Source organism: Bacillus sp. TE8-1 (assembly GCF_008368855.1).
Classification (GTDB): Bacteria; Bacillota; Bacilli; order Bacillales; family Bacillaceae_G; genus Bacillus_A; species Bacillus_A cereus.
The window spans coordinates 76,946-90,338 of sequence record NZ_QPET01000030.1 but is presented as its reverse complement, the minus strand read 5'-3'; the positions used below and the strand labels follow the sequence as shown (position 1 = coordinate 90,338).

The following is a 13,393-nucleotide window of genomic DNA, read 5'->3' as shown; positions in this document are numbered from 1 at the left end:
TGGAAGCATGGTGACATGTGAGCGATGAATCTAGTATTGAAGGAATATATATGTAAAATTTCTTATTACATTTTGAAGGAATATGCCTTCATAGTTTGGTGATGATGGCAGAGAGGTCACACCCGTTCCCATACCGAACACGGAAGTTAAGCTCTCTAGCGCCGATGGTAGTTGGGACCTTGTCCCTGTGAGAGTAGGACGTCGCCAAGCAATATTATTCCGCAGTAGCTCAGTGGTAGTGCTATCGGCTGTTAACCGATCGGTCGTAGGTTCGAGTCCTACCTGCGGAGCCATTATGCTTCCATAGCTCAGCTGGTAGAGCACTTCCATGGTAAGGAAGAGGTCACCGGTTCAAGCCCGGTTGGAAGCTTGGGAATAGGTTTAAAACTTTTTTGGCCCGTTGGTCAAGTGGTTAAGACACCGCCCTTTCACGGCGGTAACACGGGTTCGAATCCCGTACGGGTCACCACTTTTGGAGGATTAGCTCAGCTGGGAGAGCACCTGCCTTACAAGCAGGGGGTCGGCGGTTCGATCCCGTCATCCTCCACCATATATATTTAAAATGTCGGAGGGGTAGCGAAGTGGCTAAACGCGGCGGACTGTAAATCCGCTCCTTCGGGTTCGGCAGTTCGAATCTGCCCCCCTCCACCATTTTCTTTAAAATAACCTGAGAGGGTTTATTTTTTTGAAAAGATAACCATACTAGTAAATATTAATGGGCTATAGCCAAGCGGTAAGGCAACGGACTTTGACTCCGTCATGCGCTGGTTCGAATCCAGCTAGCCCAGCCATTTACGAGCCATTAGCTCAGTTGGTAGAGCATCTGACTTTTAATCAGAGGGTCGAAGGTTCGAGTCCTTCATGGCTCATCATTTTTGCGGAAGTAGTTCAGTGGTAGAATACAACCTTGCCAAGGTTGGGGTCGCGGGTTCGAATCCCGTCTTCCGCTTAATTAATAAGGGGCCTTAGCTCAGCTGGGAGAGCGCCTGCCTTGCACGCAGGAGGTCAGCGGTTCGATCCCGCTAGGCTCCACCTAAATAAAAAAGCTTACATCATACGATGTAAGCTTTTTTTTGTGTTTAAAAAGACAACTTTTATACTTGTCGTTTAAAATGAAGAAAACGTAAAAATAAGGGATGGGGAGATAATTGTGAAAGTTGTTATTGCATCTGATTCATATAAAGAAAGCCTAAAAGCTATAGAAGTATGTGGAGCTATTGAAAGAGGTTTTAGAGCAATTTTTCCTAATGCAGAGTATGTGAAAATACCAATTGGAGATGGAGGAGAAGGGACGGTTGAATCACTTGTTGATGCTACAGGGGGGAGAATTATATCAATTAGTGTGACAGGACCGCTTAGAGAAGGTATACAAGCTTTTTATGGCATTTCTAAAGATAAAAAGACAGCGTTTATTGAAATGGCAGCAGCATCAGGATTACAGCACGTTCCAGTTGAAAAGCGCAACCCACTTATTACAACGACAAAAGGAACAGGAGAACTTATATTACATGCGCTAGATCAAGGAGTGGAGTACATAATTTTAGGACTTGGAGGAAGTGCTACAAATGATGGTGGGGCAGGTATGTTAGCAGCTTTAGGAGTAAGATTTATAAATGACAAGGGTGAAGTAATAGATCCATCTGGAGGCACATTACAATCGATTGTTGCTATTGATTTTTCACGAATGGACCCACGCTTAAAGGGGGTAAAGATAGAAGCGGCATGTGATGTGGATAATCCATTAGTCGGAATGCAGGGAGCATCTTTCGTATTTGGGAGACAAAAGGGTGCAAATATAGAGATGATGAAAGAGCTAGATGAGAATTTACAACATTATGCGAATATGCTTAAACGATATGTATCTTTTGATGTATCTGAAATACCTGGTGCAGGGGCAGCGGGAGGAATGGGAGCGGCTGTTATTTCAGTGTTAAAGGGAGACTTGCGTAGGGGCATTGAAATTGTATTAGATTATACAAATTTCGATAAACATATAGAAGATGCACATCTTATTATAACTGGTGAAGGTAGAATAGATAAACAAACTGCATATGGAAAGGCTCCTGTGGGTGTTGCGGGGCGTGCAAAACGTTTTTCTGTGCCTGTAATTGCTATTGGAGGGTCTGTATCATCTGATTATTCAGCTGTGTACGAGAAAGGAATAGATGCGGTATTTAGTATTACAACGAGACCGATGACACTAGAAGAAGCATATAAAGTAGCAGAAGAAAATATTGAAATGACAACGAAGAATATTGCAACAGTATGGAAAATAGCATCAGAAAAACACTTCTAAATATAGGAGTGTTTTATTATTATTATTTAATAATAGTGATTGCGATTGTTTCATTAAGTTAACTTTATACATAGAATAGTCTTAAAATTTGGTTTTCAACGTGAATATAAGTGAATAAATTGTATATCCATACAGAAAAATGTCGAGTTGAGTCAGACTATATAAAAGATTTAAAATATTTAGTGAAGGCATAAAAGGGGGATACTATCTATGAAAAAAGAAATCTCAGTTATTGGAGTTCCAATGGATTTAGGACAGATGCGTCGTGGAGTTGATATGGGACCGAGCGCGATCCGTTATGCAGGGGTAATTGAAAGAATTGAAGAAATTGGATATGACGTTAAAGATATGGGAGATATATGTATAGAGAGAGAAAAAGAGATAGATGAAAATACAAAATTAAGAAACCTTACACAAGTTGCAACTGTATGTAATGAATTAGCAAGTAAGGTGGATCATATTATAGAAGAAGGGCGTTTTCCACTTGTATTAGGTGGTGACCATAGTATTGCTATCGGTACATTAGCTGGTGTAGCAAAACATTATAAAAACTTAGGCGTTATTTGGTATGATGCACACGGTGATTTAAATACAGAGGAAACTTCACCATCTGGAAATATTCATGGTATGTCACTTGCAGCAAGTTTAGGTTATGGACATTCTTCACTTGTAGATTTATACGGAGCATATCCAAAGGTGAAAAAAGAGAATGTCGTAATTATCGGTGCGCGTGCATTGGATGAAGGAGAAAAAGATTTCATTCGCAATGAAGGTATTAAAGTGTTCTCAATGCATGAAATTGATCGTATGGGGATGACGGCTGTGATGGAAGAAACAATCGCATATTTATCTCATACCGATGGTGTACACTTATCATTAGATTTAGATGGTCTTGATCCTCATGATGCACCAGGTGTTGGAACGCCTGTAATTGGCGGTCTATCTTATCGTGAAAGTCATTTGGCGATGGAAATGTTAGCAGAAGCTGATATTATCACATCTGCTGAATTTGTTGAGGTAAATACGATTTTAGATGAGAGAAATAGAACGGCAACAACAGCAGTTGCTTTAATGGGTTCTTTATTCGGTGAAAAACTAAAATAAATGTAAGAAAAGCAACTGAGAAGTTGCTTTTTTTATTTGAAAATAAGCGTATAATAATGATTTATATTATACTGTACAATAAAAATGTTTGACATCTTACCAATTTGAGCTAAAGGGGGTTGTTTGTAATTGTCGTTTGTTTCATGTATGGTATAATTAACTAGTTGTTGGAAATACATACAGATAGAGCATAAAACAATATTTCAATATATGGATAGAATTGCTCGTAAGTAGGAGGAAGGGATAGCATGCCTTTTGAAGATACGACCATTTTGAAATATCTTAGTACGGCATTAGATATTGCCATTGTATGGTTTATTATATATAAGCTAATTCTTATAATCCGAGGGACGAAAGCTGTTCAACTTTTAAAAGGGATTACAGTTATTATCGTCGTTAAGATGATCAGTATTTTCCTTGAATTGCGTACGCTATCTTGGCTAACTGAACAAGTATTAACGTGGGGATTTTTAGCCGTTATTATTATCTTTCAGCCAGAATTGCGAAGAGCACTTGAGCAGCTAGGGCGCGGGAGTTTATTTTCGCGTGTTGGAACGCATGAGGATGATGAACCTGAAATGGTTGCAACATCGATAGCAAAAGCAACCGAATATATGGGGAAACGTAGAATTGGTGCATTAATTACTTTGTCAAAAGAGACCGGTATGGGTGATTATGTGGAAACGGGTATTCCGCTTAATGCAAACGTATCATCGGAATTACTTATTAATATTTTTATTCCAAATACACCTCTTCATGACGGAGCGGTAATTATGCAAGGAAGTACAATTAAAGCAGCAGCATGCTATCTTCCATTATCAGAAAGTCCGTTTATTTCTAAAGAATTAGGAACTAGACATCGTGCTGCAATGGGAGTTAGTGAAGTTACTGATAGTATTACAGTAGTTGTGTCTGAAGAAACTGGTCAAATTTCTTTAACGAAAAATGGTAAGTTGCATCGTGATTTGAAGACAGAACAGCTGAAAGATATGTTATTAGCTGAATTTAGTGGAAACGAAAAAACGACTTCTTCGTCTTTATGGAATTGGAGGAGAAAGCGTCATGGATAAGTTAATGGAGAATCATTGGTTTTTAAAAGGGATCTCATTACTATTGGCGTGTATGCTTTTTATGTCAGCGACGTTAACTGAAAAAAATACGACATCAGGTATATTACCTTTTGCAAATGATACGAAAGAAACATTAACTAATTATGCTATTAATCTTAAGTATGATGAGGAAAAATATATTGTAAGTGGTATTCCGGCAGAGGGCGTTAAAGTAAAATTAGAAGGCCCAAAAGCATCAGTTGCTACAGCAAAAGCAAAAAAACAATTTGACATACCGGTTGATTTGCGAGATAGTCCAAAAGGAACTTATGAGATTTCTTTAAAAACGAACGGGCTTCCAGATGATGTGAAAGGAACAGTTCAGCCATCAACAATTAAAGTTACTCTTCATGAAAAGGCGAGAAAATATGTTCATGTAGATCTGAAATTATCAAATGAGGATCAGATGCCAGCGGGGGCTACTCTAGAAAAATCAAGCCTTAAACCGGATACTGTTGAGGTAGTTGGGACGAAAGAAGAAATTGAAAGCATTTCATCTGCCAAAGCGTATGTTGATTTAAAAGGTGTTAATAAAACTGTTACAAAAACTCCCGAAGTTACATTATACAATAAAGAAGGAAAACGTTTAAATGTAAGAACAAGTCCATCTAAGATTAGTGTAACGTTGAATGTGGCAACGCAAACTACAGCCAATAATACTGAAAAAACTGTTCCTGTAACGTATACGAAGAAGGGGAGTTTAGCAGAAGGATTGGCGGTTACAAATATCAGTGTTGAACCGAGAGAAGTAACGATAGCTGGTCCAAAAGATATTTTGGATAATATACAATCTCTAGAGGGGGTCGAAGTAGATCTTAGTCAATTGACAGAGTCTACAACATTCGATGCCTCTGTTTTATTACCCAAGGGTGTAACAAGTGCAAAACCGAATCAAGTGAAGGTTTCGGTGGGAGTGCAAAAAACAAAACAAACGAAAACAAAAACGATTGATGGTATCCCAATCCAGAAAAATGGACTGTCTAAAGATGTTACTGCTCAGCTACTTTCGCCGCAAGATGGAAAGATAAGTGTTGATATTTCAGGAGAAGCAAGTATAGTAGATAAAATAACAGCTGCTCAAATAACAGCGGTAATTAATCTGCAAAATGTATCCTCAGGGACGAAAGATATTTCCATTCAAGTGAGCGGTCCTGGTAATATTTCAATAGAGCCAAAACAAAAAAGTGCTAAAGTTACTATTGTGAAGAAAGAAAAACCAGATAAAGAAGTACAGGGTAACGGTCAACAACCGGATTCAAATACGGATCAAGAAAATCAAAATGAGAAACCAAAAAATCCTGAACCTGATTCAGAAAAAGAACAGGAAAAGAATCAAAACCAAAATCAAAATCAAGATAAAGATAAAGATAAAGAAACGAGTCAAGAACCAACAGTAGATAATCAAAAAGAGCAAGAAAAAGGAGCGAATCATAATGGGTAAATATTTTGGTACAGATGGAGTACGCGGAGTTGCAAATAAGGAGTTAACACCTGAATTAGCTTTCAAAATTGGACGTTTTGGTGGTTATGTATTAACAAAAGATACAGATCGTCCAAAAGTAATTATCGGTCGTGATACACGTGTATCTGGTCATATGTTAGAAGGAGCTTTAGTAGCAGGCCTATTATCAACTGGAGCAGAAGTAATGCGCCTTGGCGTTATTTCTACACCGGGCGTTGCTTATTTAACAAAAGCACTAGATGCACAAGCGGGTGTTATGATTTCTGCATCTCATAATCCAGTACAAGATAACGGTATTAAATTCTTTGGTTCAGACGGCTTTAAATTAACAGATGAGCAAGAAGCTGAGATTGAAGCTTTATTAGACAAAGAAGTTGATGAACTACCACGTCCGACAGGTACTAATCTTGGACAAGTGAGCGATTACTTTGAAGGTGGACAAAAATATTTACAGTACATTAAACAAACTGTTGAAGAAGATTTCTCTGGCCTACATATCGCTTTAGATTGTGCACATGGTGCAACTTCTTCTCTAGCTCCATACTTATTTGCAGACCTAGAAGCTGATATTTCAACAATGGGAACTTCTCCAAACGGTATGAATATTAATGAGGGTGTAGGATCTACACATCCAGAAGGCTTAGCTGAATTGGTAAAAGAAAAAGGTGCGGATATCGGACTTGCTTTTGATGGCGATGGCGACCGTTTAATTGCTGTAGACGAAAAAGGAAACATCGTTGACGGTGATCAAATTATGTTCATTTGTGCGAAATATATGAAAGAAACTGGTCAATTAAAACATAATACAGTTGTTTCAACTGTTATGAGTAACTTAGGTTTTTACAAGGCACTTGAAGCAAATAATATTACAAGTGATAAAACAGCAGTTGGTGACCGCTACGTAATGGAAGAAATGAAGCGTGGGGGTTACAACCTAGGTGGAGAACAATCAGGCCATATTATCTTACTTGATTACATTACAACTGGTGATGGAATGTTAAGTGCACTTCAACTTGTAAACATCATGAAAATGACGAAAAAGCCATTATCTGAGCTTGCAGGAGAAATGACGAAATTCCCACAATTGTTAGTAAACGTTCGTGTAACAGATAAAAAATTAGCATTAGAAAATGAAAAAATTAAAGAAATTATTCGTGTTGTAGAGGAAGAAATGAACGGTGATGGCCGTATTCTTGTTCGTCCATCTGGAACAGAGCCACTTATTCGTGTAATGGCAGAAGCACCAACACAAGAAGTTTGTGATGCATATGTACATCGCATTGTAGAAGTTGTGAAAGCCGAAGTTGGCGCTGAATAATTAGCTGAATTTATATGAAAAAGGAGCACAAAAAGTGCTCCTTTTTCATATGTTTTATAGACGATGAAAAAAATTTCATTGACGGTTTATCCATGTTTGTTATAAGATGGTCTTGTTCTTTTTCTCAAAGGAAATATTGTAAATTATAAAAGCGCCAGAACTACAAATAGTGTAGTTGACGAGGTGGGGTTTATCGAGATTTCGGCGGATGACTCCCGGTTGTTCATCACAACCGCAAACTTTTACTTAAATCATTAAGGTGACTTAGTGGACAAAGGTGAAAGTGTGATGAGAGAAGAGGAACGGATGAAAACTAGCTGTATAAGTATATACGGACTTAAACCCAATCGAGAGGAAGGTGAAAGCCGTTACAAGCTTACAGGGCTAGCAATATGTAATCCGTTTTTTAGTATAAATAAAAATGGTATCGGACTATGTCGTTACATGTTCGCAGAGCAGTGTAAGCATTTGTAACGGCGACTAAACATGTGTGGAATCGTAGGATTTATTGGAGAGCAAGATGCAAAGGAAATTTTATTAAAAGGTTTAGAAAAGCTAGAATATCGTGGATATGATTCAGCAGGTATTGCAGTACAAGCAGAGAACGGTGTTGTTGTATACAAAGAAAAAGGCCGTATCGCAAAACTTCGTGAAATCGTAGATGAGAACGTAGCAGCAAGCGTGGGTATCGGACACACACGCTGGGCTACACACGGTGTTCCAAGTAAGGTAAACGCGCATCCGCATCAAAGTACATCAAAACGCTTTACATTAGTTCATAACGGTGTAATTGAAAACTATGAATTAGTGAAAAAGGAATATTTACAAGATGTAACGTTCGTAAGTGAAACAGATACAGAGGTTATCGTACAGCTTATGGAACAACAAGTGAGCACAGGATTAAGTGTAGAAGAAGCGTTCCGTAATACGCTATCTCTTTTACATGGCTCTTATGCAATCGGATTACTTGATGCTGAAAATCCAAACATGATTTATGTTGCTAAAAACAAAAGCCCGCTATTAGTAGGTGTTGGTGACAACTTTAATGTTGTGGCAAGCGACGCTATGGCGATGTTACAAGTTACAGATCAATTTATTGAGCTAATGGATAAAGAAATCGTAATCGTAACGAAAGAAAGTATTACAATTAAAAACTTACAAGGTGAAACGATTGAACGTGCACCGTTTACAGCGGAATTAGACGCAAGTGATATTGAAAAGGGAACATATCCTCATTTCATGCTTAAAGAAATCGATGAGCAACCACTTGTAATCCGTAATATAATTCAAAAGTATCAAGATGAAAATGGCGAAATTGAATTAAATCAAGACATCCGCAATGCGATTTTAGATAGCGATCGTATTTACATCATTGCATGTGGAACGAGTTATCATGCAGGTCTTGTTGGAAAACAATTTATCGAGAAGTTTGCAAAAATGCCAGTTGAAGTACACGTGGCAAGTGAATTCTCTTACAACATGCCATTATTAACAGAAAGACCATTCTTCATTTACATTTCACAAAGTGGTGAAACAGCTGATAGCCGTGCAGTACTTGTGCAAACAAATGAAATGGGCCATAAAGCATTAACAATTACAAACGTGCCTGGTTCTACGCTTTCTCGTGAAGCTGATTATACACTTCCGTTATACGCTGGACCAGAAATTGCAGTTGCATCAACGAAAGCTTACACAGCACAGCTTGCAGTACTTTCAATTTTAGCGGCTGATATTGCTAAAGCAAAAGGTGAAGTTCTTGATTTCGATTTAACACACGAACTAGGACTTGTAGCAAATGCAATGATAGAACTTTGTGATCAAAAAGAAGAAATGGACGCATTAGCAAAACAATTTTTAGCGACAACGCGTAACTGTTTCTTCATCGGACGTAGCGTAGACTTCTACGTAGGATTAGAAGGTGCGTTAAAACTAAAAGAAATCTCTTACATCCAAGCAGAAGGATTCGCTGGAGGAGAGTTAAAACACGGTACAATCGCTTTAATCGAAAATGGTACACCAGTTATCGCACTTGCTACACAAGAGCACGTAAACCTTGGAATTCGTGGTAACGTGAAAGAAGTAGTAGCACGCGGGGCTAACCCATGTATCATTTCAATGAAAGGCTTAGAAATGGAAGGTGACAGCTTCGTATTACCAGCTGTACACGAAGCGCTAGCACCGCTAGTAGCAGTTATTCCATTACAACTTATCTCATACTACGCAGCACTTCACCGCGAGTGTGACGTTGATAAGCCACGTAACTTAGCTAAGTCTGTTACTGTTGAGTAGGAGATTGGTAGGTTAATAAGTATAGTTATACGTTTGAAATAAATTAAAACTAAGAAAAAACTCTGTAAAAATCATTTTACAGAGTTTTTTTAGTTATTTATTGTTTTACATAACAAATTGTTACTTGTTCGTCTATGTGGAAAATCTGTAACGCTTTACCATCTAAATTTTTAACCTCATATGATGAATAAATAGGTCTTTCTAATTTCACTTCTTGACCATTTTGAGTTCCTTTTTCCACCATTAGCGTTAACTGATGGGAAGAAACGTCTGCTTGGTATGTTCCTGTTAAGTAATTATCTTTATTTGGATAAGAACCATTTGCATATGTTTCAAATGTCTTATCTGCTTTTAGGACTAACGTAGTTTTGACTCCGTCTCCGTAATCAATACCCCAATTACCTACAAGCTCTGTACCGTCTTTATAGTTGTTCTGTACATTCTTAAACTTAGCGGAATCCTCGTCTGGTGTATCAATTTTTCCTTTGAATATACCAGTTTTATCTTGGGTACTGTATGTTTTAACTGTATTACCACTAGATAAACTCGGTGAGTTAGAAGAACTAGTACCACTTGTTGTAGAAGTAGTTGTTGAACCACCCTTAGCTTCCGCTTTTAACTTATTAAATACAGGTTTCCAAATGCGTTTTGCTTCATCTAATTTATTGTTTGCTTTATCTATAATTGCATCATCCGTATCTTTAAGTGTTTTAGAGTAATCAAATAACTTCGATACTTCTTTGAAAGATTCTTTTAACTTTTGAACAGCTTTTACAATTTCCTTATGATCTTCTTTGTATTTTCCTGGTGCATCTATACGTTCTATTTTATTAAATACTTTATCTAAGTCTTTAATACTATCTCGTACCTCTTCATTTGACTTACTTCCCTTTTTATTATCCCTCACAGAAGCATCATAGTAATCTAGACGTCTTAATAAGTCTTCTTCAATGTCTACCATAAGTTGTGGGTAATCCTCAGGCAAAACCATAATCATCTTAACATCTTTACTTTCTTCTTTTGAGTTAGTTGATTTTTCCTTTGTTTCAGATGATTTACCTTCTGACTTAGTTGGATTTGTTCCTTCTGTCTTAGTTTCTTTACTTTCTTGTTTACCAGATTCAGTATTTGTTTTTTCTTTTTCTCCAAATAAATTTGTTACACTACAAGCTGACATAGAAACTACTAATCCGGATGCTAGTAAAATTTTACCTGTACTATTTTTGAAATTCTTCATATGATTTTTCAATTCTCCCTTTAAAAACATAAAATAGATGTGCTTTAGCCCCTTTAAAACTAAAAAACATACCCCTTCTATATTTATTTTATAATACCTTTCTACGTATAATATTTTACAATTAATTACAGATACGGTCAAAGTTTATCTTAGTTTAACGATGTTCACAAAAAAGATGCGAAGCTTTATTCCTTCAAGTAAAGATTCTAAGTGAGTTTTGATTAAAATTTTTTTATAAAAATCTCATACTTAGTTAAAAAGAGTAATTCTATTTTGATCAATCGTTTTTTCAAAATGAATTTTTTGTTGTTAAATAAAGATTTGTGACTTCATTTTTATCAAATTTTATTCCAAACCAACATATAGTTATAGCTTTAAAATAAATTTACAAACTTGTATCTAAAAGGGGTGTTTTTGTTTCGAAAAAGAACATCTAGAATTGGTAAGTGGATAGAACTCTATAAATTAAAGTTTTACTTTATCGACTTCACTTTTGTTTATCTGAATTTTCCGTTATCATTTTAAGTATTCGTGAACAATTTCCTTTATTACGGCAAAAAGAGACGAGAGATTTATGGACATTTCAAGGGGGTATATTGATGAAAGTGAATGAAAAAACATATTTAAGTATAGAAGAGATTATTTCATTACCAACCTTATCAAGTACAAACATAAGTGATGATGGTAAAAACGTAGTATTTGTTAAGAAAACGGCTGATTGGAAAGACAATACATATAGGAATCATGTATGGATATATGAAAAAGATAAGAAGCAGAGTTACCCATTATCAAATGGGGATATAGATAGTACACACCCATTATGGTCTCCAGATGCTAGGTGTATCGCATATCTTAGTCCAGTTGGTGATGGGGAAAATCAGATATTTGTTAAGTCACTAGATGGTTATAGAGATGTTCAAATTACTGATGAGAAAGAAGGAGTCAGTACATTCAAATGGGGTCCTACTGGAAAGGGTCTTTATTATGTTATGCAGTCAAAAGAATGTGAGGAGATAAAGAAACGTAAGGACCTATATGGAGATTTTCAACATATAGGTAAGGAACACCAGAATAATTGTTTATATTACATTGAAATAGAAAAGGTGATACAAAGTGATACAGATGAACACGAGAACAGAGTTGTTTATCAATTAACGGATGGTAAGGATTTTCATATCCATGAATTTGATATTTCAAATGATGGTAAAAAGGTTGTATTTATGGCGACACCAAGCTCAAATATGGCAGATTATATAAATGGAGATCTATACATACTCCATATTAAAGCTGGAGAGCTACAAAAGCTGAATGTGGATAAGTTGTTGGGAGGGAGTGTTTGCTTTTCTCCTGACGGCAGTAAAATATGTTACACAACAAGCATAAGAGAGAAGGATTACTATAGAAACCATATACAAGATAGTACGTTAGAGATATATGATATAAATACCGGAGAGGTAATTCAACCTGTAACAAATTTTGATAGTACGGTTATGCCATTACAGTGGACAGCTAAAGGGGTTTTAATTAGGTGGCAGAATAAAACGAATTATCTTATTGGATTGCTAGCCGAAGATGGCACTGTGGAAATATTAAGCGAAAAAGTAGATGGCTTTATAATGGATGCTTCTATAACAAAGGATGGCAAACATATATCCTACAATAAGGCTATAACAAATGAAACCTTTGAAATCTATTTAGACGATAAAAAAATAACGGATGAAAATAGCTTTTTCAAAGGGAAACTTAGAAGTAACAGGGAAATCATCTCATGGAAAAGTAGCGATGGTCTTGAAATAGAAGGTGTTTTATCAACGCCAGTAGAGTTTGACACTAATAAAAAATATCCTTTATTAGTAGTAATTCACGGTGGTCCGGCTTGGGCATCTTTTCCGATATTTTCAGACTGCTTCAATGAGAAATATCCGATTGAACAGTTTGTTGAAAAAGGCTTTATCGTTTTAGAGCCAAATTACAGAGGAAGTTCAGGTTATGGTAATGAATTTTTAAAAGCTAACTATAGAAAACAGGGGATTGCTGACTACGGTGATATTATATCTGGAGTGGATGAACTAGTAGAAAAAGGAATGGTAGACAAGGATAGAGTAGGAGCTATGGGATGGAGCAACGGTGGATATGTATCAGCTTTCTGTTCTACATTTAGTAGTCGATTTAAAGCTATTTCAGTTGGCGGTGGAATCACTAACTGGAGTACCCATTATGTAAATACAGATATACCTTACTTTATTAGAATGTATTTAGGAAATACTCCATGGAATGATCCAGAGATATATACGAAGACATCACCTATGACGTATATTAAATCAGCTTGTACGCCTACCTTAATTCAACATGGGGAAAAGGATGCAAGAATTCCAATTACAAATGCATATGATCTATATCAAGGATTAATGGATATGGAAGTTGATACAGAATTAATTATATTTAAAGGAATGGCATATAGTTCTGACCAACCAGGAGTTCATGTGGCTATTATGAAGCAGAACTTGATGTGGTTTTCACACTATATTCTTGGAGAGAGTATGGAGGGTTTTAGGAATTTGTAAGGGATGTTTGTACA

9 protein-coding genes, 9 tRNA genes and 1 rRNA gene are annotated in these 13,393 nt (G+C 36.6%); 18 read left to right on the top strand and 1 reads right to left on the bottom strand.

Translation table 11 applies throughout. The annotated features are described in order from the left end of the window. The first annotated feature begins 94 nt into the window (after positions 1-94). From rrf to glmS, 17 genes are all read left to right on the top strand, one after another. A 5S ribosomal RNA gene (rrf, locus tag DN404_RS25810) occupies positions 95-210 on the top strand. Positions 211-218: 8 nt separating this feature from the next. Next, positions 219-293: transfer RNA gene (locus DN404_RS25805), tRNA-Asn, on the top strand. A 4-nt stretch (positions 294-297) separates the two neighbouring features. Continuing rightward, positions 298-370, top strand: a tRNA-Thr gene (locus DN404_RS25800). Positions 371-394: 24 nt separating this feature from the next. Further along, positions 395-469: transfer RNA gene (locus tag DN404_RS25795), tRNA-Glu, on the top strand. A 5-nt stretch (positions 470-474) separates the two neighbouring features. Beyond that, positions 475-550, top strand: a tRNA-Val gene (locus DN404_RS25790). Between the two features lie 17 nt (positions 551-567). Further along, positions 568-651, top strand: a tRNA-Tyr gene (locus DN404_RS25785). Between the two features lie 65 nt (positions 652-716). Then, positions 717-791: transfer RNA gene (locus tag DN404_RS25780), tRNA-Gln, on the top strand. A 5-nt stretch (positions 792-796) separates the two neighbouring features. Next, positions 797-869: transfer RNA gene (locus tag DN404_RS25775), tRNA-Lys, on the top strand. Between the two features lie 8 nt (positions 870-877). After that, positions 878-949: transfer RNA gene (locus tag DN404_RS25770), tRNA-Gly, on the top strand. 10 nt (positions 950-959) lie between these two features. Then, positions 960-1,032, top strand: a tRNA-Ala gene (locus tag DN404_RS25765). Between the two features lie 118 nt (positions 1,033-1,150). Beyond that, positions 1,151-2,296: a glycerate kinase gene (locus DN404_RS25760; RefSeq protein ID WP_149215617.1), complete on the top strand. Its 1,146-nt coding sequence runs from the start codon at positions 1,151-1,153 to the stop codon at positions 2,294-2,296. Positions 2,297-2,506: 210 nt separating this feature from the next. Next, positions 2,507-3,400, top strand: coding sequence for an arginase (gene rocF, locus DN404_RS25755; RefSeq protein ID WP_000711563.1), 894 nt, complete (start codon positions 2,507-2,509; stop codon positions 3,398-3,400). 248 nt (positions 3,401-3,648) lie between these two features. Next, positions 3,649-4,470, top strand: a complete 822-nt coding sequence (gene cdaA / locus DN404_RS25750; protein ID WP_149215616.1) for a diadenylate cyclase CdaA — start codon at positions 3,649-3,651, stop codon at positions 4,468-4,470. Beyond that, positions 4,463-5,950: a CdaR family protein gene (locus DN404_RS25745; protein WP_000359600.1), complete on the top strand. Its 1,488-nt coding sequence runs from the start codon at positions 4,463-4,465 to the stop codon at positions 5,948-5,950. Before cdaA ends, DN404_RS25745 begins: the two co-directional genes overlap by 8 nt. Continuing rightward, positions 5,943-7,289: a phosphoglucosamine mutase gene (gene glmM / locus DN404_RS25740; RefSeq protein ID WP_000521476.1), complete on the top strand. Its 1,347-nt coding sequence runs from the start codon at positions 5,943-5,945 to the stop codon at positions 7,287-7,289. Before DN404_RS25745 ends, glmM begins: the two co-directional genes overlap by 8 nt. 288 nt (positions 7,290-7,577) lie before the next feature. Next, positions 7,578-7,763: a hypothetical protein gene (locus DN404_RS25735; RefSeq protein ID WP_001206405.1), complete on the top strand. Its 186-nt coding sequence runs from the start codon at positions 7,578-7,580 to the stop codon at positions 7,761-7,763. A gap of 12 nt (positions 7,764-7,775) precedes the next feature. Continuing rightward, positions 7,776-9,578 carry a glutamine--fructose-6-phosphate transaminase (isomerizing) gene (gene glmS, locus DN404_RS25730; RefSeq protein WP_000334163.1) on the top strand — a complete coding sequence of 601 codons (1,803 nt, stop codon included), beginning with the start codon at positions 7,776-7,778 and terminating at the stop codon, positions 9,576-9,578. A 97-nt stretch (positions 9,579-9,675) separates the two neighbouring features. On the opposite strand, the gene DN404_RS25725 is transcribed toward glmS, so the two are convergent. Beyond that, a complete protein-coding gene (locus tag DN404_RS25725) occupies positions 9,676-10,827 on the bottom strand; it encodes a DUF3994 domain-containing protein (protein WP_432706686.1) in 1,152 nt (383 codons plus the stop codon). 587 nt (positions 10,828-11,414) lie between these two features. Here DN404_RS25725 and DN404_RS25720 point away from each other — a divergent pair. After that, positions 11,415-13,379 (top strand): S9 family peptidase, encoded by a 1,965-nt coding sequence (locus DN404_RS25720; RefSeq protein ID WP_149215614.1) that lies wholly within the window; start codon positions 11,415-11,417, stop codon positions 13,377-13,379. The last annotated feature ends 14 nt before the right edge of the window (positions 13,380-13,393 follow it).

Coding starts and splice junctions, on each gene's coding strand:
- rocF (WP_000711563.1), top strand. CDS start 2,507: ATGAAAAAAGAAATCTCAGTTATTGGAGTTCCAATGGATTTAGGACAG.
- cdaA (WP_149215616.1), top strand. CDS start 3,649: ATGCCTTTTGAAGATACGACCATTTTGAAATATCTTAGTACGGCATTA.
- DN404_RS25745 (WP_000359600.1), top strand. CDS start 4,463: ATGGATAAGTTAATGGAGAATCATTGGTTTTTAAAAGGGATCTCATTA.
- glmM (WP_000521476.1), top strand. CDS start 5,943: ATGGGTAAATATTTTGGTACAGATGGAGTACGCGGAGTTGCAAATAAG.
- DN404_RS25735 (WP_001206405.1), top strand. CDS start 7,578: ATGAGAGAAGAGGAACGGATGAAAACTAGCTGTATAAGTATATACGGA.
- glmS (WP_000334163.1), top strand. CDS start 7,776: ATGTGTGGAATCGTAGGATTTATTGGAGAGCAAGATGCAAAGGAAATT.
- DN404_RS25720 (WP_149215614.1), top strand. CDS start 11,415: ATGAAAGTGAATGAAAAAACATATTTAAGTATAGAAGAGATTATTTCA.